This is a genomic window from Enterobacter sp. 4974935 (assembly GCF_058661735.1).
In genome coordinates this window covers 3,493,036-3,516,411 of sequence record NZ_JBZWGT010000003.1, presented here as the reverse complement: position 1 = coordinate 3,516,411, position 23,376 = coordinate 3,493,036, and the positions used below count along the sequence as shown (strand labels likewise).

Genomic DNA, 23,376 nt, shown 5'->3' with positions numbered 1-23,376 from the left:
TTATGCTGAGCATTCTCTGGAATCTGGCGGCGTTCATTGTTGCATTGGGTGTACTGATTACCGTGCATGAATTTGGCCATTTCTGGGTTGCCCGGCGCTGTGGTGTGCGGGTAGAGCGATTCTCGATTGGCTTTGGCAAATCGCTCTGGAAGCGCACCGATAAGCATGGCACCGAGTTTGTCATTGCTCTGATCCCCTTGGGCGGCTATGTCAAAATGCTCGACGAACGCGTTGAGCCTGTCGCCCCGGAACTTCGACATAGCGCGTTCAACAATAAAACTGTTGGCCAACGTGCTGCCATCATCGCTGCCGGACCGGTAGCCAATTTCATCTTCGCTATCTTCGCCTACTGGCTGGTGTTTATTATCGGCGTGCCTGGCGTACGCCCGGTTGTGGGTGAAATCACCACGGGTTCCATTGCGGCAACGGCGCAAATTACACCGGGAATGGAACTTAAAGCGATTGATGGTATCGAAACCCCTGATTGGGATGCCGTGAGGTTACAACTGGTTGCGAAAATCGGTGATGAGCAGACAACCGTCAGCGTATCGCCTTTTGGTTCCGACCAGCGGCAGGAAAAAGTGCTGGATTTACGCCACTGGCGCTTTGAGCCAGACAAAGAGGATCCAGTCGCTACACTGGGGATTCGCCCGCGCAGCGCGCAGATCGAGCCGGTGTTAGCCGAAGTACAGTCTAATTCGGCAGCGAGTAAAGCAGGTTTACAAGCGGGTGACAGGATCGTTAAAGTCGATGGTCAGCCATTAACACAATGGATGACCTTTGTTACTCTGGTGCGCGATAATCCAGGCAAGCCGCTCGCGCTGGAAGTGGAAAGGCAGGGGAGTTCGCTCTCACTGACCCTCACCCCGGATACCAAATCGGGCGGCGGTAAGGCGGAAGGGTTTGCCGGCGTTGTGCCGAAAGTGATCCCACTGCCAGATGAGTACAAGACAATACGCCAGTATGGGCCGTTTAGCGCCATCGTTGAGGCCACGGATAAAACATGGCAGCTGATGAAGCTTACGGTCAACATGTTGGGGAAATTGATAACCGGTGATGTGAAACTGAACAACCTCAGTGGGCCAATTTCGATTGCTCAGGGGGCTGGGATGTCAGCGGAGTTCGGGGTGATTTACTATCTCATGTTCCTTGCGCTGATTAGCGTGAACCTGGGGATAATCAACCTGTTCCCGCTTCCCGTATTAGATGGGGGCCATCTGCTGTTTTTAGCGATTGAAAAGCTAAAAGGCGGACCGGTATCCGAGCGAGTTCAAGACTTTAGTTATCGCATTGGCTCGATTTTGCTGGTGCTGTTAATGGGGCTTGCACTTTTCAATGATTTCTCTCGGTTGTAAGAGAGTTAGTTAGGAAGAACGCATAATAACGATGGCGATGAAAAAGTTGCTCATAGCGTCGCTGCTGTTTAGCAGCGCGACCGTATACGGTGCTGACGGGTTCGTAGTGAAAGATATTCATTTCGAAGGCCTTCAGCGTGTCGCCGTTGGTGCGGCCCTCCTCAGTATGCCTGTGCGCCCCGGCGATACGGTTAATGATGAAGATATCAGTAACACCATCCGTGCTCTGTTCGCCACTGGCAACTTTGAGGACGTCCGCGTCCTGCGCGATGGTGATACGCTGGTGGTTCAGGTAAAAGAACGTCCAACGATTGCCAGCATCACTTTCTCCGGCAACAAGTCGGTGAAAGATGACATGCTCAAGCAGAACCTTGAGGCATCGGGTGTTCGTGTGGGGGAATCTCTGGACCGGACAACCCTTGCAGACATTGAAAAAGGTCTGGAAGATTTCTATTACAGCGTCGGTAAATACAGCGCGAGCGTTAAAGCGGTTGTTACACCGCTGCCACGTAACCGTGTTGACCTGAAACTGGTCTTCCAGGAAGGTGTTTCTGCGAAGATCCAGCAGATCAACATCGTGGGTAACCACGCGTTCAGCACCGACGAATTGATCTCCAACTTCCAGCTGCGTGACGAAGTGCCGTGGTGGAACGTGGTAGGCGATCGTAAATACCAGAAACAGAAACTGGCGGGTGACCTTGAAACCCTGCGCAGCTACTATCTGGATCGCGGTTACGCCCGTTTCAACATCGATTCAACTCAGGTGAGTCTGACTCCGGACAAGAAAGGTATCTACATTACCGTTAACATCACAGAAGGCGATAAATACACGCTTTCAGGTGTTGAAGTCAGCGGCAACCTGGCAGGACATTCTGCTGAAATTGAATCTCTGACCAAAATTCAGCCGGGCGATCTTTATAGCGGATCTAAAGTCACCAAAATGGAAGACAGCATTAAGAAGCTGCTCGGCCGTTATGGTTATGCGTATCCGCGTGTGCAAACGCAGCCGGAAATTAACGACGCGGATAAGACTGTTAAGCTTCACGTTAACGTTGATGCGGGCAACCGTTTCTACGTGCGTAAAATCCGCTTCGAAGGTAACGATACCTCTAAAGACTCCGTTCTGCGCCGTGAAATGCGCCAGATGGAAGGGGCATGGCTGGGAAGCGATCTGGTCGACCAGGGTAAAGAGCGTCTGAACCGTCTGGGCTACTTCGAAACGGTCGATACCGATACTCAGCGTGTACCAGGTCGTCCGGATCAGGTGGATGTTGTTTATAAAGTTAAAGAACGTAATACCGGTAGTTTCAACTTCGGTATTGGTTACGGTACTGAAAGTGGCGTGAGCTTCCAGGTCGGCGTTCAGCAGGATAACTGGCTGGGTACGGGTTACTCTGTCGGTATCAACGGGACGAAAAACGACTACCAGACCTACTCTGAGTTCTCCGTTACCAACCCATACTTCACCGTGGACGGTGTAAGCCTGGGTGGTCGTATCTTCTATAACGACTTTAAAGCGGACGACGCGGACCTCTCCTCGTATACCAACAAGAGTTACGGTCTGGATGGTACGCTCGGCTTCCCGGTTAACGAATACAACACCCTGCGTGCAGGTTTAGGGTACGTGCATAACGACCTGTCTAACATGCAACCGCAGGTGGCGATGTGGCGTTACCTGGACTCCATCGGTCAGTCTGCAAGTACGTCCAGCGATGACAACGGTTTCGCCGCGGATGACTTCACCTTCAACTACGGTTGGACCTACAACCGTCTTGACCGTGGCTACTTCCCGACGGAAGGTTCACGCGTTAACCTGAACGGTAAGGTGACGATCCCGGGCTCGGATAACGAGTTCTACAAGGTCACTCTGGATACGGCGTCCTACTTCCCAATTGATGACGACCACAAGTGGGTCGTACTGGGTCGTACCCGCTGGGGCTATGGTGACGGTATCGGAAGCAAAGAGCTGCCGTTCTATGAGAACTTCTACGCCGGTGGTTCAAGCACCGTTCGTGGCTTCCAGTCCAATAACATTGGTCCGAAAGCGGTTTACTACGGCGGTAATGACGAAGATAACTGCGCAAGCCGCGATTCAAAACAAGTCTGTAGCTCTGATGATGCGGTAGGCGGTAACGCCATGGCCGTGGCGAGCCTCGAGTTCATCACGCCGACGCCGTTTATCAGTGATAAGTACGCGAACTCTGTCCGTACCTCCTTCTTTATGGATGCAGGTACGGTGTGGGATACCAACTGGGAGAATACCGCCCAGATGCGTGCAGCGGGCGTTCCGGACTACAGCGATCCGGGCAACATTCGCATGTCCGCAGGTATCGCATTACAATGGATGTCACCGCTGGGGCCGTTGGTCTTCTCCTACGCCCAGCCGTTCAAGAAATACGATGGAGACAAAGCGGAGCAGTTCCAGTTTAACATTGGTAAAACCTGGTAATAATCCGCTGCAATGGAATGCGTTGGCAGTGTAGCGCTGACAACCGGCGATCGGTAAAACGGTCGCCTTGCCACGCAAAGAACGGCACCCCTCGGGTGCCAATGGGATGGTAAGGAGTTAATTGTGAAAAAGTGGTTATTAGCTGCAGGTCTCGGTTTAGCGATGGCAACTTCTGCTCAGGCAGCGGACAAAATTGCAATCGTCAACATGGGTAATTTGTTCCAGCAGGTTGCACAGAAAACGGGCGTTTCTGCAACGCTGGAAAACGAATTCAAAGGCCGTGCGAGCGAACTGCAACGTATGGAAGGTGATCTTCAGTCCAAGATGCAGCGTTTACAGCGTGATGGTTCTACCATGAAAGCGAGCGAGCGCAGCAAACTGGAAAAAGACGTCATGTCTCAGCGCCAGACCTTCTCTCAGAAAGCGCAGGCTTTCGAGCAGGATCGTCAGCGTCGTTCTAACGAAGAGCGTGGCAAGCTGGTGACGCGTATTCAGTCTGCCGTTAAAGCAGTAGCAGCCGATCAGAGCATCGATCTGGTTGTTGATGCGAACGCCGTTGCATTCAACAGCAGCGATGTTAAAGACATCACCGCTGATGTTCTGAAACAGGTTAAATAAGTAATGCCTTCAATTCGACTGGCTGATTTAGCTCAGCAGTTGGATGCAGAATTACACGGTGATGGCGATATCGTCATCACCGCTGTTGCGTCCATGCAATCTGCTAAAGCAGGCACTATTACCTTCATGGTAAGCCCTAAGTACCGTGAACACCTGGCTCAGTGCCAGGCGTCTGCCGTTGTTCTGACGCAGGACGATCTTCCGTTTGCCACTAACGCTGCACTGGTAGTGAAAAATCCCTACCTGACCTATGCACGCATGGCCCAAATTCTTGATACCACGCCGCAGCCGGCGCAGAACATTGCAGCCAGCGCTGCGATTGATCCAACGGCTCAGCTGGGTAACAACGTGGCAGTCGGCGCAAACGCCGTTATCGAATCCGGCGTTGTGCTGGGTGATAACGTGGTGATTGGGCCAGGCTGCTTTGTTGGAAAAAATACGAAAATTGGCGCAGGGACTCGTCTGTGGGCCAATGTTTCTGTCTACCATGAGGTTGAGATTGGCGAGAATTGCCTCGTACAGTCCAGCACGGTGATTGGTTCTGACGGATTCGGTTACGCCAACGATCGGGGTAACTGGGTTAAGATCCCGCAGCTGGGTCGCGTGATTATCGGCGATCGCGTTGAGATTGGCGCTTGCACAACCATTGACCGTGGTGCACTTGACGACACCATTATTGGTAACGGTGTTATCATAGACAACCAGTGCCAGATTGCACATAACGTTGTGATTGGCGACAATACCGCAGTTGCGGGTGGTGTTATCATGGCAGGCAGCCTGAAAATAGGCCGTTACTGCATGATAGGCGGTGCCAGCGTGATCAATGGCCATATGGAAATATGCGACAAAGTCACGGTGACGGGGATGGGTATGGTGATGCGTCCCATCACTGAGCCCGGCGTTTATTCCTCCGGTATCCCGCTGCAACCGAACAAGGTATGGCGTAAAACAGCTGCACTGGTGATGAATATTGATGATATGAGCAAGCGACTCAAAGCGATTGAGCGCAAAATCGATCAACAAGACTAAGCGTTCATCCGTTTAACGCTAAATTTCCCGGCCTGTCGGCTTTGTTTATAAACCGGCAGGCCGTGTTATTATTGCTACTTAGTACATTTGACAGGAAGAGTATTTTGACTACTGACACTCATACTCTGCATATTGAAGAGATTTTAGAACTTCTGCCGCACCGCTACCCGTTTTTACTGGTAGACCGTGTGCTGGATTTTGAAGAAGGTCGTTTTCTGCGCGCAGTGAAAAATGTCTCCGTTAACGAGCCATTCTTCCAGGGGCACTTCCCTGGTAAACCTATCTTCCCGGGTGTGTTGATCCTGGAAGCGATGGCACAGGCTACCGGTATTCTGGCGTTTAAAAGCGTAGGTAAACTGGAGCCGGGTGAACTCTATTACTTCGCGGGTATCGATGAAGCGCGCTTCAAGCGTCCGGTCGTGCCTGGTGATCAAATGATCATGGAAGTCACTTTTGAAAAAACGCGTCGCGGCCTGACTCGCTTCAAAGGCGTAGCTATGGTTGACGGCAAAGTTGTTTGCGAAGCGACAATGATGTGTGCGCGTAGCCGGGAGGCCTGATACGTGATTGATAAATCCGCCTTTATTCATCCTACCGCCATTGTGGAAACGGGTGCCATCATTGGCGCAAACGTCCACATTGGCCCGTTTTGTATTGTTGGACCCCATGTCGAAATTGGTGAGGGTACAGTACTGAAATCTCACGTTGTCGTGAATGGTCATACCACCATTGGCTGCAACAATGAGATCTATCAGTTCGCCTCCATCGGCGAAGTTAACCAGGATCTTAAGTATGCTGGCGAACCGACCCGCGTGGAAATCGGCGATCGTAACCGCATTCGCGAAAGCGTCACCATTCATCGTGGTACAACGCAAGGCGGTGGATTGACGAAGGTGGGCAGCGACAACCTGTTTATGGTTAATGCGCATATTGCGCACGACTGTACCGTGGGTAGCCGCTGTATTCTCGCCAACAACGCAACGCTGGCGGGGCACGTATCGGTCGATGATTTCGCAATTATTGGCGGCATGACCGCAGTCCATCAGTTCTGCATCATCGGTGCACACGTGATGGTCGGCGGGTGCTCCGGTGTGGCGCAGGACGTCCCACCGTTTGTGATTGCGCAGGGCAACCATGCCACGCCGTTTGGCGTGAACATTGAAGGCCTTAAGCGTCGTGGCTTTAGCCGCGAAGCGATTACCGCGATCCGCAACGCGTACAAATTGCTGTACCGTAGCGGTAAAACGCTGGAAGAGGCGAAGCCGGAAATTGCCGAGCTGGCGAATAAGCACCCTGAAGTGAAAACGTTCATGGAATTCTTTGAACGTTCAACCCGTGGTCTGATTCGTTAATGGTCGACAGTCGTCCGCTTACCATCGCCCTGGTCGCCGGAGAAACCTCCGGCGATATTCTTGGTGCAGGTCTTATCCGCGCGCTTAAAGCCCGTGTACCCAATGCCCGCTTTGTGGGCGTGGCTGGGCCGCTGATGCAGGCCGAAGGCTGTGAAGCCTGGTATGAAATGGAAGAGCTGGCTGTGATGGGCATCGTCGAGGTGCTGGGCCGCCTGCGTCGCCTGCTGCATATTCGCGCCGATCTTACCCGCCGCTTTACCGACCTCAAGCCCGATGTCTTTGTCGGCATTGATGCACCTGATTTCAATATTACCCTTGAAGGGAACCTGAAAAAGCAGGGGATCAAAACTATCCATTACGTCAGCCCGTCCGTGTGGGCGTGGCGACAGAAACGCGTTTTCAAAATCGGACGGTCCACCAATCTGGTGCTGGCTTTTCTGCCTTTCGAAAAAGCGTTTTACGACAGGTTTAATGTCCCGTGCCGTTTTATCGGTCATACCATGGCGGATGCCATGCCGCTGGACCCTGATAAAAATGCGGCGCGTGACGAACTGGGCATCCCGCATGATGTGCACTGTCTGGCGCTGCTGCCAGGGAGCCGGGGTGCGGAAGTTGAAATGCTAAGTGCCGATTTCCTGAAAACGGCGCAAATTCTCCGCAAGACGTACCCAGACCTTGAAGTGGTCGTGCCGCTGGTGAATGCCAAACGCCGCGAGCAGTTTGAGCGTATCAAAGCCGAGGTTGCCCCGGATCTTCACGTCCGCCTGCTGGACGGGAAAGGACGGCAAGCCATGTTTGCGAGCGATGCCGCACTGCTGGCTTCCGGCACGGCTGCGCTGGAGTGTATGCTGGCAAAATGCCCAATGGTGGTCGGTTATCGCATGAAACCGTTTACCTTCTGGCTGGCAAAACGTCTGGTAAAAACAGACTACGTATCCCTGCCAAACCTGCTTGCAGGTCGCGAGCTGGTGAAAGAACTCTTGCAGGATGAATGCCAGCCGCAGGCACTGGCTGATGCATTACTGCCGCTGCTGGCCAACGGTAAAACCAGCCACCAGATGCATGATACTTTCCGTGAACTGCATCAAATGATCCGCTGTAATGCTGATGAGCAGGCGGCCGATGCGGTGCTGGAGTTAGCACAATGATGGAATTTATTTATCCCCATACCCACCTCGTTGCCGGTGTGGATGAAGTCGGTCGTGGTCCGTTAGTGGGTGCCGTTGTGACCGCGGCGGTGATCCTCGATCCAGCCCGCCCGATCCCTGGCCTGAACGACTCGAAAAAACTGAGCGAAAAGCGCCGCCTGGCGCTGTTCGATGAAATTAAAGAGAAGGCGCTGGCCTGGAGTCTCGGGCGCGCAGAGCCGGATGAGATCGACGATCTGAACATTCTGCACGCCACCATGCTGGCGATGCAGCGTGCCGTTGCGGGCCTGAAGATTGTGCCTGAGTATGTGCTGATCGACGGTAACCGTTGCCCGACGCTGCCGATGCCTTCAATGGCTGTTGTTAAAGGCGATAGCCGCGTCGCAGAAATCAGTGCGGCGTCAATCATTGCCAAAGTGACGCGCGATGCCGAAATGGCCGCGCTGGACCTCACTTATCCCGCGTATGGTTTCGCCCAGCACAAGGGATATCCAACGGCTTTCCATCTGGAAAAGCTGGCTGAACATGGCGCAACTGAACATCATCGGCGCAGCTTTGGCCCGGTGAAACGCGCGCTGGGACTGGTGTCCTGAATCAAGACGCAAGCAATTAAGTAACGCGGGATCTGAAGATGGCTGAACCACGTTTCGTACACCTGCGGGTGCATAGCGACTACTCCATGATCGATGGGCTGGCAAAGACCGGGCCGCTGGTAAAGAAGGCGGCCTCGCTTGGCATGCCTGCGCTGGCGATCACCGATTTTACCAACCTGTGTGGCCTGGTGAAGTTCTACGGAACGGCGCATGGCGCAGGATTAAAGCCCATCGTCGGCGCGGATTTCCACGTGCAGAGCGACCTGCTCGGCGATGAGATGACGCAAATTTCCGTGTTAGCCATGAATAACACGGGCTATCAGAACCTCACTCTGCTGATCTCAAAAGCCTACCAGCGCGGCTACGGCGCGCTGGGTCCATGGATTGACCGCGACTGGCTGGCGGAGCTGAACGAAGGTCTGCTGCTGATCTCCGGTGGTCGTATGGGGGATGTCGGCAAATGTCTGCTGCGCGGGAACAACGCGCTGGTGGATCAGTGCGTCTCGTTCTACGAAGAGCATTTCCCGGATCGCTATTACCTGGAGCTAATCCGTACCGGGCGTGCAGACGAAGAGAGCTATCTGCATGCGGCCGTCGCCCTGGCGGAAGCGCGTGGCCTGCCTGTGGTAGCCACCAACGATGTGCGCTTCCTTGAGCCGGGCGATTTTGACGCACATGAAATTCGCGTCGCTATCCACGACGGCTTCACCCTCGACGATCCGAAACGTCCTCGCAACTACTCATCGCAGCAGTACATGCGCAGCGAAGAGGAAATGTGTGAGCTCTTCTCCGACATCCCGGAAGCGCTGGAAAACAGCGTAGAGATTGCCAAGCGCTGCAACGTCACCGTGCGTCTCGGCGAATATTTCCTGCCGCAGTTCCCGACGGGCGACATGACCACGGAAGATTTCCTGGTCATGAAATCGAAAGAGGGCCTTGAAGAGCGTCTGGAATTCCTCTTCCCGGATGAAGCGGTCCGTAAAGAGAAGCGTCCTGAATATGACGAGCGTCTGGATATTGAACTCCAGGTGATCAACCAGATGGGGTTCCCTGGCTACTTCCTGATCGTAATGGAGTTCATCCAGTGGTCGAAGGATAACGGCGTACCGGTTGGCCCGGGCCGTGGTTCAGGTGCCGGCTCGCTGGTGGCGTATGCGCTGAAAATCACCGACCTCGATCCGCTGGAATTCGACCTGCTGTTCGAACGTTTCCTTAACCCGGAACGTGTCTCCATGCCCGACTTCGACGTCGACTTCTGCATGGAAAAACGCGACCAGGTGATTGAGCACGTGGCCGATATGTACGGTCGTGATGCGGTTTCACAGATCATTACCTTCGGTACGATGGCGGCGAAAGCGGTTATCCGCGACGTGGGCCGCGTTCTGGGCCACCCCTACGGTTTTGTCGATCGAATCTCTAAGCTGGTGCCGCCCGATCCGGGCATGACCCTGGCGAAAGCCTTTGAAGCTGAACCTCAGCTGCCGGAAATCTACGAAGCCGACGAAGAGGTGAAAGCGCTGATCGACATGGCGCGCAAGCTGGAGGGCGTCACGCGTAACGCCGGTAAGCATGCGGGGGGCGTGGTTATCGCCCCGACCAAAATCACTGACTTCGCGCCGCTGTACTGCGATGAAGCGGGCCAGCATCCGGTCACCCAGTTCGACAAGAACGACGTTGAATACGCCGGGCTTGTGAAGTTCGACTTCCTTGGTTTGCGTACGCTGACCATCATCAACTGGGCGCTGGAGATGATCAACGCCCGCCGTGAGAAGAACGGCGAGCCGCCGCTGGATATCGCGGCTATCCCGCTTGATGACAAGAAAAGTTTCGACATGCTGCAACGCTCCGAGACGACAGCCGTCTTCCAGCTTGAATCCCGCGGCATGAAAGATTTGATTAAGCGTCTGCAACCAGACTGCTTCGAAGATATGATCGCGCTGGTGGCTCTGTTCCGTCCGGGCCCGTTGCAGTCGGGGATGGTAGATAACTTTATCGACCGTAAGCACGGGCGCGAAGAGATTTCCTATCCGGATGTGCAGTGGCAGCATGAAAGCCTGAAACCGGTACTGGAGCCAACCTACGGCATCATCCTGTATCAGGAACAGGTCATGCAGATCGCCCAGGTGCTTTCTGGTTACACCCTTGGCGGCGCAGATATGTTGCGTCGTGCGATGGGTAAGAAAAAGCCGGAAGAGATGGCCAAGCAGCGTTCTATCTTTGAAGATGGGGCGAAGAAAAACGGCGTCGATGGCGAACTGGCGATGAAAATCTTCGACCTGGTGGAGAAATTCGCCGGGTACGGATTTAACAAATCCCACTCCGCCGCTTATGCTTTGGTGTCGTATCAGACGCTGTGGCTGAAGGCTCACTATCCCGCTGAGTTTATGGCGGCGGTAATGACCGCCGATATGGACAACACCGAAAAGGTGGTTGGCCTGGTGGACGAGTGCTGGCGCATGGGGCTGAAGATCCTGCCGCCGGATATTAACTCTGGCCTGTACCATTTCCACGTCAACGATGACGGGGAAATCGTCTATGGGATCGGCGCGATCAAGGGCGTGGGTGAGGGGCCGATCGAGGCGATCATCGAAGCGCGTAACAACGGCGGCTATTTCCGCGAGCTGTTCGACCTGTGCGCCCGCACCGATACCAAAAAACTGAACCGGCGCGTGCTGGAAAAACTGATCATGTCCGGTGCGTTTGACCGGCTGGGGCCACACCGCGCCGCGCTGATGAACTCGCTCGGCGATGCGCTGAAAGCGGCCGATCAGCATGCTAAAGCGGAAGCCATTGGTCAGGCGGATATGTTCGGTGTGCTGGCGGAAGAGCCAGAGCAGATCGAGCAGTCCTATTCCAACTGCCAGCCGTGGCCAGAACAGGTGGTGCTGGATGGGGAGCGTGAGACGTTAGGCCTGTACCTGACGGGACACCCGATCAACCAGTATCTGAAAGAAATTGAGCGCTATGTCGGCGGCCACAGGCTTAAAGACATGCATCCGACAGAACGTGGTAAAATCACCACGGCTGCGGGGCTCGTGATTGCTGCAAGGGTAATGGTCACCAAGCGCGGCAATCGTATCGGCATCTGTACCCTGGATGACCGTTCCGGGCGTCTGGAGGTGATGTTGTTCACCGACGCGCTGGATAAATACCAGCAATTGCTGGAAAAAGACCGCATACTTATCGTCAGCGGACAGGTCAGCTTTGATGACTTCAGCGGGGGGCTTAAAATGACCGCCCGCGAAGTGATGGACATTGACGAAGCCCGGGAAAAATATGCTCGCGGGCTTGCTATCTCGCTGACGGACAGGCAAATTGATGACCAGCTTTTAAACCGACTCCGTCAGTCTCTGGAACCCCACCGCTCGGGGACCATTCCAGTACATCTCTACTATCAGAGGGCGGATGCACGTGCGCGGTTGCGCTTTGGTGCAACGTGGCGTGTCTCTCCGAGCGATCGTTTACTGAACGATCTCCGTGGCCTCATTGGTTCGGAGCAGGTGGAACTGGAGTTTGACTAATACAGGAATACTATGAGTCTGAATTTCCTTGATTTCGAACAGCCGATTGCAGAGCTGGAAGCGAAAATCGATTCTCTGACAGCCGTAAGCCGTCAGGATGAAAAACTGGATATTAACATCGACGAAGAAGTGCATCGTCTGCGTGAAAAAAGCGTAGAACTGACGCGCAAAATCTTTGCCGATCTCGGCGCATGGCAGATCGCCCAGCTGGCGCGTCATCCACAGCGTCCGTACACCCTGGATTATGTCCGCCTGGCGTTTGACGAATTTGACGAACTGGCAGGCGACCGCGCATACGCTGACGATAAAGCTATCGTCGGCGGTATCGCGCGTCTTGATGGACGTCCGGTGATGATCATTGGTCACCAGAAAGGCCGTGAAACCAAAGAGAAGATCCGTCGTAACTTCGGTATGCCAGCACCAGAAGGCTACCGTAAGGCCCTGCGTCTGATGGAGATGGCTGAGCGTTTCAATATGCCAATCATCACCTTCATCGACACACCGGGTGCTTACCCGGGTGTTGGCGCAGAAGAGCGCGGTCAGTCTGAAGCCATCGCACGCAACCTGCGTGAGATGTCTCGCCTGAAAGTGCCGGTCATCTGTACCGTTATCGGTGAAGGTGGTTCCGGCGGTGCGCTGGCAATTGGCGTGGGCGATAAAGTGAATATGCTGCAGTACAGCACCTATTCCGTTATCTCTCCGGAAGGCTGTGCCTCCATTCTGTGGAAAAGTGCCGATAAAGCGCCGCTGGCTGCGGAAGCGATGGGCATCATTGCCCCACGTCTGAAAGAGCTGAAGCTGATCGACACCGTTATCCCTGAACCGCTGGGTGGCGCGCACCGTAAGCCGGAAGTGATGGCTGCTTCCCTGAAAGCGCAGCTGCTGGCAGACCTGGCTGATCTGGACGTGCTGAGCACAGAAGATCTGCTCAACCGTCGTTATCAGCGCCTGATGACCTACGGTTACGCGTAAGCCTCACAATTATCCTAAAAGCCGCACATTGTTGCGGCTTTTTTTATACCTGCCGTTTACCTTAACTATGCTTATCTGATGTTTTTCAAGGAGGTAAACCATGAACATCATTGCCATCATGGGGCCACACGGCGTCTTTTATAAAGACGAACCCATCAAGGAGCTTGAGCAGGCCCTTAAAGCACGCGGATATCAGCTAATCTGGCCGCAAAACAGCGCCGACCTGCTGAAATTCATCGAACACAATCCGCGCATCTGTGGCGTGATATTCGACTGGGACGAATACGACATGGAGTTGTGCAGCGAGATCAATAAGCTCAACGAATATCTTCCGCTGTACGCCTTTATCAACACTCACTCGACCATGGACGTCAGCGCCCACGATATGCGTATGGCGCTGTGGTTCTTCGAATACTCACTCGGCGTTGCCGAGGACATTGCGACCCGCATTCAGCAGTACACCGGCGAATACCTTGATAACATCACCCCGCCGTTTACGCGTGCGCTGTTCACCTATGTGAATGAAGGGAAGTACACCTTCTGTACGCCAGGCCACATGGCGGGAACGGCCTATCAAAAAAGCCCGGTAGGGTGCCTGTTCTACGATTTCTTTGGCGGCAATACGCTGAAGGCGGACGTGTCGATTTCAGTGACCGAGCTGGGCTCGCTGCTGGATCATACCGGCCCGCATCTGGAAGCCGAAGAGTACATCGCCCGGACCTTTGGTGCCGAGCAGAGCTACATGGTGACCAACGGAACCTCAACGTCGAACAAGATCGTCGGCATGTATGCCGCGCCTGCCGGTAGCACGCTGCTGATTGACCGGAACTGCCATAAATCACTGGCGCATTTGCTGATGATGAGTGACGTCGTGCCGCTCTGGCTGTCTCCCACGCGTAATGCGCTGGGGATCCTCGGCGGCATTCCTCGCCGTGAGTTCGCGTATGAAGCCATTGAAAATAAGATCGCGGCGATCCCCGAGGCAAGCTGGCCTGTGCATGCGGTGATCACCAACTCCACCTATGACGGGCTGCTTTACAACACGAACTGGATCAAGCAGACGCTGGACGTGCCGTCGATTCACTTTGACTCCGCGTGGGTGCCTTACACCAATTTCCACCCGATTTACTCGGGTAAAAGTGGGATGAGCGGCGAGCGGGTGCCGGGCAAGGTGTTCTTCGAGACGCAGTCGACGCACAAAATGCTGGCCGCGTTTTCCCAGGCGTCTCTCATTCACATCAAGGGTGAGTACGACGAGGACACCTTCAACGAAGCATTCATGATGCACACGACCACGTCGCCCAGCTACCCGCTGGTGGCGTCCATCGAAACGGCGGCGGCGATGCTGCGCGGCAATCCCGGGAAACGCCTTATTAATCGTTCGGTGGAGCGGGCGCTGCATTTCCGAAAAGAGGTTCAGCGTCTTAAAGATGAAGCGGAAGGCTGGTTCTTTGATATCTGGCAGCCGGAAGAGATTGATGAAGCAGAATGCTGGCCCGTCGCGCCGGGGGAGAGCTGGCACGGTTTTCGGGATGCTGATGCAGACCACATGTTCCTTGATCCGGTTAAGGTGACGATCCTGACGCCGGGCATGGATGAGCAGGGTGTGATGGGTGAGGAAGGGATCCCGGCTGCGCTGGTGGCGAAGTTCCTTGATGAGCGCGGCGTGGTGGTGGAGAAAACCGGCCCCTATAATTTGCTGTTCCTGTTCAGTATCGGGATCGATAAAACCCGCGCGATGGGCCTGCTGCGCGGGCTTATGGAGTTTAAGCGCGCGTACGATCTTAACCTGCGGGTGAAGAACATGCTGCCGGATCTCTACGCGGAAGATACTGACTTCTACCGGAATATGCGTATTCAGGATTTGGCCCAGGGGATCCACAGGCTGATCCGCCAGCACGATCTGCCGCGCCTGATGCTGCAGGCATTTGATGTTCTGCCTGAAATGAAGCTCACGCCGCACAGGGCGTGGCAACGCCAGGTTAAAGGGGAGGTTGAAACCATTGAACTGGAGAACCTGGTCGGGCGGGTATCAGCCAACATGATCCTGCCTTATCCGCCGGGCGTACCGCTGCTGATGCCGGGCGAGATGATCACCGAGGAGAGCCGGGCGGTGCTCGATTTCCTGCTGATGCTCTGTTCGATAGGGCGCCACTATCCGGGCTTTGAGACGGATATTCACGGTGCGAAACGCGATGATAACGGCGTGTACTGGGTGAGAGTCCTAAAATAAAAGGGGCCGCTTGCCAGGGGCGGGTTGTCGGTTGTAACGTTCAGGACATCATAAAAAGGAGAAACTATGCTGGGTTTAAAAGCTGTTCATCATATTGCGATCATTGCCACCGATTACGCGAAAAGTAAGGCCTTTTACTGCGACATTCTCGGCTTTACGCTGTTGAGCGAGGCCTACCGCGAGGAGCGCGATTCCTGGAAAGGCGATCTGGCGTTAAACGGACAATATGTGATTGAACTGTTCTCTTTTCCTTTCCCGCCAGCGCGTCCTTCGCGCCCGGAAGCCTGCGGCCTGCGCCACCTGGCCTTCAGCGTCGATAACCTGGACAGCGCGGTAAAGCATCTGGAAGCCCACGGCGTGGCCTGTGAAGCAATTCGCATCGATCCCTTCACCGATAAACGTTTCACTTTTTTCAACGATCCGGACGGTCTGCCGCTGGAGCTTTATCAGCAGTAATCGCCGTCATGTGTGATAATGCCCGTTCAGTTCGGGCATTTTTTATGTGTAATTTCCTATGACCTTACCCGCTATCGCGCACGCCGTTTCACCCTACCGCCAGCTGCTGGTGGGGTTCAGCGGTGGCCTGGATTCCACCGTTTTGCTGCACCGTCTTAAGCTCTGGCGCGACCGTGAGCCTGACGTCCAGCTGCGGGCGATGCATATCCATCACGGCTTAAGCCCCCATGCCGACGAGTGGGTGGCGCACTGCGAAGCGGTGTGCTCAGGGTGGGCGATCCCGCTAATCGTTGAACGCGTCACGCTTGAGGATGAAGGGCTGGGTATTGAGGCGCAGGCGCGCAAAGCCCGCTACGCCGCGTTTTCCGGCGCGTTACAGCCTGGAGAAGCGTTGGTCACCGCGCAGCATCTGGACGACCAGTGCGAGACGTTTTTACTGGCGCTCAAGCGGGGCAGCGGGCCTGCGGGTTTATCCGCCATGCCTGAGCGTGCTGGTTTTGCTGAAACAGAGCTCATCCGCCCGCTACTGGGTGAGACGCGCGCATCACTGGAAGCCTGGGCGCAGCAACATCATCTGCGCTGGATTGAAGACGAAAGCAATCAGGACGACAGTTACGACCGTAACTTCCTGCGCCTGCGCGTCTTACCGCTGCTGAGTGAGCGCTGGGCCCATTTTTCCGAAGCGGTGGCCAGAAGTGCCATGCTTTGTGCTGAACAGGAAAGCTTGCTGGATGAGTTGCTGAGCGGGGAGCTGAATACGCTGATTACCGCTGACGGTGCCCTGAACATTGCGCCGTTGAAAGTGATGAACCCCGTGCGTCGGGCTGCTCTGATTCGTCGCTGGCTGGCTTCCCACCGTGCGGTTATGCCGTCCCGGGCGATGCTCAACCGTATCTGGGAAGAAGTTGCACAGGCGCGGGAAGATGCCGCACCGTGTATACACCTGAATGGTTATGACGTCAGGCGCTATAAAGAGCAACTCTGGTGGGTGAAATCTGTGCCGTCGCTGGCTGACGTTGTGCTTGACTGGCCGTCGCCGGAAAAAGCATTAACGCTACCGTTGAATGCCGGTGTCGTTGCGTTAAGCCATTCGGGCAATGTGCGTCTACCTGAGCCGGACGAGAACGTCACCATACGCTTCAGGGCCAGCGGCATGCTGCATATCGTTGGGCGTAACGGCGGGCGTAAACTGAAGAAAATCTGGCAGGAACAGAACGTTCCGCCCTGGCGACGTGATACCACGCCGCTTCTGTTTTACGGCGACACGCTCATCGCGGCGGCAGGTGTGTTTATTACCCAGGAAGGGTGGGCTGAAGCGGGTGTCAATTTTGAATGGAAAGCGTAACGGGCAGCCTGGCTGCCCGTTGGTTATCAGGATTCGCTCACCACGACGGTGCCGATTTCCGGATGGCTGAAACTGGCAATTTTGTCGAGGCGTAGCTCACGCGTTGCACCTGCATCTTCCACAACCAGGTATTCCACATTTTTACGGGAAACCAGATCGCTGGCCTTTGCCTTTAGCACTTCGCCATCTTTTAGCTCCAGCGTCAGTATTAAATGATGCTGGCAGGCGAGTTCGAGGTTGTCATAGTCATCACAATTGATGGGTTGATAGATATCATTCATCGACATAATCGCTCACCAGTAAATTCGCCGCAGCATACGCTGCTTTTTCCCTGACCGATTCAGAAAGGCTCTCATCAGAGGCCACTTCATTCAGCACGTTCAATACACAGCCCAACGCATCCGGGATGTACCCCAGATCTCCGCTGGCAATTTCCGCATACCGTCTGCGAATCAACTCACAATAATTATTCACATCACCTCCTGCCAGCGTACTGACTTACTGTGAGATATCATTAAGCCTACGAAGTTAAACTCGGTTTAGCAAGGTGACTATACCATACTCATTTAAGCAATATCAGCGCCTTGATAACGGGGTGCCACCACCTCGTAACAGCCTTTTGCTGCGGTTTTCGCTACAATGTACGCCTGATTCGAAAGGAGTTCTCTCATGGCGCTGAAAGCGACAATTTATAAAGCTGTGGTCAATGTGGCGGATCTTGACCGTAACCAGTTTCTGGATGCGTCATTGACGCTGGCGCGTCACCCTTCTGAAACCCAGGAGCGCATGATGCTGCGCCTGCTGGCGTGGATTAAGTATGCCGACGAGCGTCTGCAATTTACCCGTGGTTTAAGCGCGGAAGATGAACCGGAAGCCTGGCTGCGCAACGATCATCTGGGTATCGATTTATGGATTGAGCTTGGCCTGCCGGATGAACGCCGGATCAAAAAGGCGTGCACCCAGTCAGCTGAAGTGGCGTTGTTTGCCTATAACCAGCGCGCGGCGGAGATCTGGTGGCAGCAAAACAAAAATAAATGTGCGCAGTTCAAAAATCTTACCGTCTGGTATCTGGATGATGAACAACTGGCACAGCTGAGCGCGTTCGCCAGCCGGACAATGGCGCTTCAGGCAACGATTCAGGACGGCGCCATCTGGCTTTCCGATTCTCAGAATAATCTGGAAATTCATCTCACGGCCTGGCAGCCCGTATCATGATTGAGTTGTCCCGAAACGTCAGCATCCCTGATCACGAGCTGGAGATCACCGCCATCCGTGCTCAGGGCGCAGGGGGGCAGCACGTTAACAAGGCCTCAACGGCTATCCATTTGCGCTTTGACATCCGGGCCTCCAGCCTGCCAGAGTATTATAAAGAAAGCCTGCTCGCCGCCAGCCATCATCTGATCACCAGTGAAGGTGTGATTGTGATTAAAGCGCAGGAATATCGCAGCCAGGAAATGAACCGGGAAGCGGCACTTTCCAGACTGGCGGCGGTCATAAAAGAGCTGACGGCTGTACAAAAAAGTCGCCGGGCAACACGTCCAACGCGGGCATCGAAAGAACGTCGGTTGTCATCGAAGGCGCAGAAATCCACCGTAAAGTCACTGCGTGGCAAAGTCCGTCACCCGTAATGTGACGAAAGGGACACACTTTTTCATAAGGAATGTATTGTGAAAAAAGCATTATTATCAGCGCTGGCCGTGACAAGCCTGTTCGCGCTTTTTGGCTGTAACAACCGTTCAGAAACACAGGTACTACAGCCAACGCAAAACGAAGAATTGAAGCCGATGCAGCAGAGCTGGCGCGGCGTATTGCCATGTGCAGATTGTGAAGGCATCGAAACCTCTCTGTTCCTGCAAAAAGATGGCACCTGGGTGATGAACCAGCGCTATCAGGGGGCGAAAGAGCCGTCTTCTTTTGCAACATACGGAACATGGGCGCGTACGGCTGAAAAGCTGGTATTGACTGATACCACGGGCGATAAAACGTATTTCCGCGCCAAAGGCGAGGGGATGGAGATGCTCGATCGCGAAGGCAATCCGATTGAATCCCAGTTCAACTACACGCTGGCCCCGGTAAAAGCGACCCTGCCTGCAACCCCAATGGCGATGCGAGGGATGTATTTCTACATGGCGGATGCGGCGATCTTCACGGACTGTGCAACCGGGAAGAAAGTCAGCGTGGCGAACAATGCCCAGCTGGAGCGTGACTATGCCGTCGCGCGCGGTAACGACAGCAAACCAGTGTTGCTGACGGTTGAAGGGCATTTTACGCTGGAGCCAAACCCCGATAGCGGTGAGCTGGTGAAAACGCTGGTGGCAGATAAAGACGCGAAGTTTGCTGCGGGTAAAGACTGCGAAAGCAAATAAGTTATAGCCATTAAAAAACCCCGCACTGGCGGGGTTTTTTTGTTTCTTAGCCTTTGATGGCTTTCACCAGGTAATCAAGAATGTCGCCCGTCTTGATCATCTGTTTTTCGCCGTTGCGACGGTACTTGTATTCAATCTCATCGCTGTCGAGGTTACGGTCGCCGATGACGATGGTGTGTGGAATACCGATCAGTTCCATATCAGCAAACATCACGCCAGGACGCTCTTTACGGTCATCCATCAGCACGTCGATACCTTTCGCGCTCAGCTCAGCGTAGAGTTTCTCTGCCAGCTCCTGCACGCGGTAAGACTTGTGCATGTTCATTGGCAGGATCGCCACCTGGAACGGCGCGATGTTATCCGGCCAGACGATTCCGCGTTCGTCATAGTTCTGCTCGATAGCGGCCGCAACAACGCGCGTTACCCCAATGCCGTAGCAGCCCATGGTCAGAACCTGGTTACGACCATCTTCGCCCTGAACGGCAGCGTTCATTGCGCGCGAGTACTTATCGCCCAGCTGGAAGATGTGGCCTACTTCGATACCGCGTTTAATCATCAGGGTACCCTTGCCGTCCGGGCTTGGATCGCCTGCGACCACGTTACGGATGTCAGCCACTTCCGGCGTCGCCACGTCACGATCCCAGTTGATGCCGAAGTAGTGTTTACCGTCGATGTTTGCGCCCGCAGCGAAGTCGCTCATCGCCGCAACGGTGCGGTCAATCACTACAGGAACAGGCATATTCACCGGACCCAGAGAACCTGGGCCTGCGTTCACCACGGCGCGGATTTCGGCTTCCGTCGCGAAGGTCAGCGGGCTGGCAACCTGCGGCAGCTTCTCGGCTTTCACTTCGTTCAGCTCGTGATCGCCACGGACCAGCAGGGCTACCAGCGGGTAAGCGCTGCCTTCAGCCGATTTCACCAGCAGGGTTTTCACGGTTTTTTCGATCGGCAGATTAAACTGTTCAACCAGCTCGGCGATGGTTTTCGCGTTTGGCGTATCAACCAGCGTCATCTCTTGTGTTGCCGCGCCGCGTGGTTCTTTTGGTGCCAGCGCTTCTGCGAATTCAATGTTGGCGGCGTAATCAGAGGAGTCAGAGAAAATTACATCGTCTTCGCCGCTCTGCGCCAGAACCTGGAATTCATGAGAGGCGCTACCGCCGATTGAACCGGTATCAGCCTGTACAGCACGGAAATCCAGCCCCATGCGGGAGAAGATTTTGCTGTAGGCCACGTACATTTTGTCGTAGGTCTCTTGCAGTGATTCCTGAGAAGTATGGAAAGAGTAGGCATCTTTCATCAGGAATTCGCGAGAGCGCATCACGCCAAAGCGTGGGCGCACTTCGTCACGGAACTTGGTTTGGATCTGGAAGAAGTTCAGCGGCAGCTGTTTGTAAGAGCTCAGCTCGTTACGGATCAGATCGGTGATCACTTCTTCATGCGTTGGGCCGAGAACGAATGGACGATCGCCACGATCGGCAATACGCAGCAGTTCAGGACCGTACTGCTCCCAGCGACCGCTCTCCTGCCACAGTTCAGAAGGCTGAACGACCGGCATTAACACCTCGATAGCACCGGCGTTGTTCATCTCTTCACGCACGATGTTTTCGACTTTTTTCAGGACGCGCACGCCGGTCGGCAGCCAGGTGTATAACCCGGAGGCCAGCTTGCGGATCATCCCGGCGCGCAGCATCAGCTGGTGGCTGATCACCTCGGCGTCGGCAGGTGTCTCCTTCAGAGTGGAGAGCAGATATTGGCTAGTACGCATGTTGTTACGGTTCCATTTCGACGATTGGAACAGGCTGAAACACCAGCCTGACACAAAAAAAGTGGTTTAGTTTACCAGTGTGGCAAAGATGCCAAAAGAGAGGAGAACAAAATTACCTGGGTTCCAGGGCAAACACTTCAAAACCTGCATCAGTTACGCGCCAGCGCACGTTAAAGTCCAGCAGCCAGACGGCGTACGTTTTTCCGGCGTCTTCCTCTTTGCGGTAGGCGGGACGAGGGTCCTGCGCCAGGACTTCGACGATAAAGTCACGCAGACGAGGATAGCGCTTTTCCAGCTGGCTGATTTGCGTCGTTATTTCAGATGTGAAGTAAACCGGCATCTCTGCCTGTGGGGCGTCCTGAGCATAGCTTGCACGGGCATCCGGCAGCGCTTCGGCGAAGGGCAGGTAAGGTTTAATATCGATGACCGGCGTACCATCAACCAGGTCAAGGCTACCTAACTCCAGGATCACCCGATCTTTCTGACAGCGTATCCCTTTCAGTTCGACCAGCGACATCCCGACTGGATTCGGTCGGAACGTTGAGCGGGTGGCAAAAACTCCCATTCTGGCATTTCCGCCCAGACGAGGAGGACGCACGGTAGGACGCCAGCCGCCTTCCATGGTCTGGTGAAACACAAACACCACCCATAAATGGCTGAATGCCTCAAGCCCGCGCACTGCATCGGCCTGATTATACGGCGCGACAAGATGCAGCTCGCCGCCGCCGTTAAGGACCAGTCCCGGCTGACGCGGCACGGCGAACTTTTCTTTATAAGGGGAGCGGATAACGCCTATCGGCTCGAACTGAAATGAACTCATTTCGCCGTGATGTTAAGCGCAGAACCGATACATATCGCCTGACGGTAGCAGCCCGGCGTACCACTGGTGACCTCGCAACTGTGCAGCAGCACCGCGTTGGCTTTCATTTTCGACGCGTTGATTTGCATACGCTTGCGGGCTGTTGGGATATTTGGAGGGGAGTCCTGATTTGTTGCCTGGCAGGATTCGCCGCTCACTTCGCCCAGTTCACGGAATGGCTTACCGACCAGCTCGTCGGCTTTAGTAATAATACGTACCGGCGCAGCGCGAGGCGCTTTCGGTTTTGCTGGCTCCGCTTTTGGCGGGGTTGCAGTGCTTTGAACGGGTTCAACAGGAGATCTGCTTAGCATAGAACAGCCGCTCAGCATCAGTGCTAAAAGACAGATCGGTAAAGCACGCATAATAGTTCCTCAGTGGATAATCAAAACGTCAGATATTGAAGCAGTTGACCGCACAAATGACAAGACGGGCAAATGCCCGTCTTGATGATATTACACTGAGGTGAGATTACCAGCCTTTAACCGCGCCGCCGTTAAACACCTTATTGGCTTCCTGGTAAACTTCTTCAGACTGATATGCCTGCAGGAATTTCTTCACGTTTTCCGCGTCCTTGTTGTCTTCGCGAGTCACGATCAGGTTGACGTACGGGGAATCTTTGTCTTCAACAAAGATGCCATCTTTCGCAGGGGTCAAACCGATCTGGCTGGCGTAAGTGGTGTTGATAACGGCCAGCGCGATCTGTGCATCGTCCAGAGAACGTGGCAGCTGAGGGGCTTCCAGCTCAACAATTTTCAGATTTTTCGGGTTTTCGGTCACGTCCAGAACGGTCGGCAACAGGCCAACACCTTCTTTCAGTTTAATCAGGCCCACTTTCTGGAGCAGAAGCAGCGAACGGCCAAGGTTGGTTGGGTCGTTAGGGACGGCAACCTGTGAACCCGGCTGGAGTTCATCCAGAGATTTAATTTTCTTGGAATAACCGGCAATCGGGTAAACGAAGGTGTTACCGACAGCAACCAGCTTGTAGCCGCGATCTTTGATCTGTTGATCCAGGTACGGTTTATGCTGGAAGGCGTTAGCGTCAATGTCGCCTTTGCTCAGCGCTTCGTTCGGCAGAACGTAATCGTTGAAGGTCACCAGCTCAACGTCCAGGCCATATTTTTCTTTCGCGATTTTCTGCGCGGCCTCAGCAACCTGCTGCTCTGCACCGACGATAACGCCTACTTTGATGTGGTTCGGATCTTTTTCGTCCTGACCGCAACCCACCAGTGCCAGCGAACCAATCAGTGCGCCTACTGCTGCAAAGGTCTTAAATTTAAACGCCATGTTATATCCTTAACTCGTCGAGTTTGTGTTG

22 protein-coding genes are annotated in these 23,376 nt (G+C 54.4%); 16 read left to right on the top strand and 6 right to left on the bottom strand.

Translation table 11 applies throughout. The features are described from left to right. The first annotated feature begins 2 nt into the window (after window positions 1-2). From rseP to tilS, 13 genes are all read left to right on the top strand, one after another. Window positions 3-1,355: a sigma E protease regulator RseP gene (rseP, locus tag AC4OVS_RS18150; protein WP_022647108.1), complete on the top strand. Its 1,353-nt coding sequence runs from the start codon at window positions 3-5 to the stop codon at window positions 1,353-1,355. 31 nt (window positions 1,356-1,386) lie between these two features. Continuing rightward, window positions 1,387-3,804 (top strand): outer membrane protein assembly factor BamA, encoded by a 2,418-nt coding sequence (gene bamA / locus AC4OVS_RS18145; RefSeq protein WP_022647109.1) that lies wholly within the window; start codon window positions 1,387-1,389, stop codon window positions 3,802-3,804. A gap of 123 nt (window positions 3,805-3,927) precedes the next feature. Further along, window positions 3,928-4,422, top strand: a complete 495-nt coding sequence (gene skp, locus AC4OVS_RS18140; RefSeq protein WP_006810039.1) for a molecular chaperone Skp — start codon at window positions 3,928-3,930, stop codon at window positions 4,420-4,422. 3 nt (window positions 4,423-4,425) lie between these two features. After that, window positions 4,426-5,451 carry a UDP-3-O-(3-hydroxymyristoyl)glucosamine N-acyltransferase gene (gene lpxD / locus AC4OVS_RS18135; RefSeq protein WP_022647110.1) on the top strand — a complete coding sequence of 342 codons (1,026 nt, stop codon included), beginning with the start codon at window positions 4,426-4,428 and terminating at the stop codon, window positions 5,449-5,451. Between the two features lie 104 nt (window positions 5,452-5,555). Next, complete coding sequence (gene fabZ / locus AC4OVS_RS18130; protein ID WP_003856165.1) at window positions 5,556-6,011, top strand: 3-hydroxyacyl-ACP dehydratase FabZ; 456 nt, start codon at window positions 5,556-5,558, stop codon at window positions 6,009-6,011. Between the two features lie 3 nt (window positions 6,012-6,014). Beyond that, window positions 6,015-6,803 carry an acyl-ACP--UDP-N-acetylglucosamine O-acyltransferase gene (gene lpxA, locus AC4OVS_RS18125; protein WP_003856164.1) on the top strand — a complete coding sequence of 263 codons (789 nt, stop codon included), beginning with the start codon at window positions 6,015-6,017 and terminating at the stop codon, window positions 6,801-6,803. Next, window positions 6,803-7,951 carry a lipid-A-disaccharide synthase gene (gene lpxB / locus AC4OVS_RS18120; protein ID WP_491922611.1) on the top strand — a complete coding sequence of 383 codons (1,149 nt, stop codon included), beginning with the start codon at window positions 6,803-6,805 and terminating at the stop codon, window positions 7,949-7,951. Before lpxA ends, lpxB begins: the two co-directional genes overlap by 1 nt. Continuing rightward, window positions 7,948-8,544: a ribonuclease HII gene (rnhB, locus tag AC4OVS_RS18115; RefSeq protein ID WP_023305468.1), complete on the top strand. Its 597-nt coding sequence runs from the start codon at window positions 7,948-7,950 to the stop codon at window positions 8,542-8,544. The genes lpxB and rnhB overlap by 4 nt, the downstream gene beginning before the upstream one ends. Window positions 8,545-8,582: 38 nt before the next feature. Next, window positions 8,583-12,065: a DNA polymerase III subunit alpha gene (gene dnaE / locus AC4OVS_RS18110; protein WP_022647113.1), complete on the top strand. Its 3,483-nt coding sequence runs from the start codon at window positions 8,583-8,585 to the stop codon at window positions 12,063-12,065. Between the two features lie 12 nt (window positions 12,066-12,077). Next, the gene (gene accA, locus AC4OVS_RS18105; RefSeq protein ID WP_003856154.1) at window positions 12,078-13,037 is read left to right on the top strand and encodes an acetyl-CoA carboxylase carboxyl transferase subunit alpha; all 960 of its coding nucleotides are present in this window, start codon (window positions 12,078-12,080) and stop codon (window positions 13,035-13,037) included. 100 nt (window positions 13,038-13,137) lie between these two features. Beyond that, window positions 13,138-15,270, top strand: a complete 2,133-nt coding sequence (locus AC4OVS_RS18100; protein WP_491922610.1) for a lysine decarboxylase LdcC — start codon at window positions 13,138-13,140, stop codon at window positions 15,268-15,270. 66 nt (window positions 15,271-15,336) lie between these two features. Continuing rightward, window positions 15,337-15,726, top strand: coding sequence for a VOC family protein (locus AC4OVS_RS18095; RefSeq protein ID WP_022647115.1), 390 nt, complete (start codon window positions 15,337-15,339; stop codon window positions 15,724-15,726). 58 nt (window positions 15,727-15,784) lie between these two features. Then, window positions 15,785-17,071 carry a tRNA lysidine(34) synthetase TilS gene (gene tilS / locus AC4OVS_RS18090; protein WP_032625579.1) on the top strand — a complete coding sequence of 429 codons (1,287 nt, stop codon included), beginning with the start codon at window positions 15,785-15,787 and terminating at the stop codon, window positions 17,069-17,071. Between the two features lie 26 nt (window positions 17,072-17,097). On the opposite strand, the gene rof is transcribed toward tilS, so the two are convergent. Beyond that, window positions 17,098-17,358, bottom strand: a complete 261-nt coding sequence (rof, locus tag AC4OVS_RS18085) for a Rho-binding antiterminator (protein WP_023305471.1) — start codon at window positions 17,356-17,358, stop codon at window positions 17,098-17,100. Next, complete coding sequence (locus tag AC4OVS_RS18080) at window positions 17,345-17,545, bottom strand: YaeP family protein (RefSeq protein ID WP_003856146.1); 201 nt, start codon at window positions 17,543-17,545, stop codon at window positions 17,345-17,347. Before AC4OVS_RS18080 ends, rof begins: the two co-directional genes overlap by 14 nt. Before the next feature lie 195 nt (window positions 17,546-17,740). On the opposite strand from AC4OVS_RS18080, the gene AC4OVS_RS18075 reads away from it, so the two are divergent. From AC4OVS_RS18075 to nlpE, 3 genes are read left to right on the top strand one after another with little or no spacing between them, the layout of a single operon-like run. Continuing rightward, complete coding sequence (locus tag AC4OVS_RS18075) at window positions 17,741-18,286, top strand: YaeQ family protein (RefSeq protein ID WP_022647118.1); 546 nt, start codon at window positions 17,741-17,743, stop codon at window positions 18,284-18,286. Continuing rightward, window positions 18,283-18,699 carry an alternative ribosome rescue aminoacyl-tRNA hydrolase ArfB gene (arfB, locus tag AC4OVS_RS18070; protein WP_022647119.1) on the top strand — a complete coding sequence of 139 codons (417 nt, stop codon included), beginning with the start codon at window positions 18,283-18,285 and terminating at the stop codon, window positions 18,697-18,699. Before AC4OVS_RS18075 ends, arfB begins: the two co-directional genes overlap by 4 nt. Window positions 18,700-18,738: 39 nt before the next feature. Further along, window positions 18,739-19,437, top strand: a complete 699-nt coding sequence (nlpE, locus tag AC4OVS_RS18065) for an envelope stress response activation lipoprotein NlpE (RefSeq protein ID WP_006810026.1) — start codon at window positions 18,739-18,741, stop codon at window positions 19,435-19,437. Between the two features lie 46 nt (window positions 19,438-19,483). Here the strand turns inward: nlpE and proS are convergent, their stop codons facing one another. The 4 genes from proS to metQ form a co-directional block, all read right to left on the bottom strand. Then, window positions 19,484-21,202 carry a proline--tRNA ligase gene (gene proS, locus AC4OVS_RS18060; RefSeq protein ID WP_023299374.1) on the bottom strand — a complete coding sequence of 573 codons (1,719 nt, stop codon included), beginning with the start codon at window positions 21,200-21,202 and terminating at the stop codon, window positions 19,484-19,486. Window positions 21,203-21,314: 112 nt separating this feature from the next. Beyond that, window positions 21,315-22,022, bottom strand: coding sequence for a tRNA (N6-threonylcarbamoyladenosine(37)-N6)-methyltransferase TrmO (gene tsaA / locus AC4OVS_RS18055; protein ID WP_023299375.1), 708 nt, complete (start codon window positions 22,020-22,022; stop codon window positions 21,315-21,317). Further along, window positions 22,019-22,423: an Rcs stress response system protein RcsF gene (rcsF, locus tag AC4OVS_RS18050; RefSeq protein ID WP_491922609.1), complete on the bottom strand. Its 405-nt coding sequence runs from the start codon at window positions 22,421-22,423 to the stop codon at window positions 22,019-22,021. The genes tsaA and rcsF overlap by 4 nt, the downstream gene beginning before the upstream one ends. Before the next feature lie 106 nt (window positions 22,424-22,529). Then, the gene (metQ, locus tag AC4OVS_RS18045; protein WP_006810023.1) at window positions 22,530-23,345 is read right to left on the bottom strand and encodes a methionine ABC transporter substrate-binding lipoprotein MetQ; all 816 of its coding nucleotides are present in this window, start codon (window positions 23,343-23,345) and stop codon (window positions 22,530-22,532) included. Window positions 23,346-23,376: the final 31 nt, after the last annotated feature.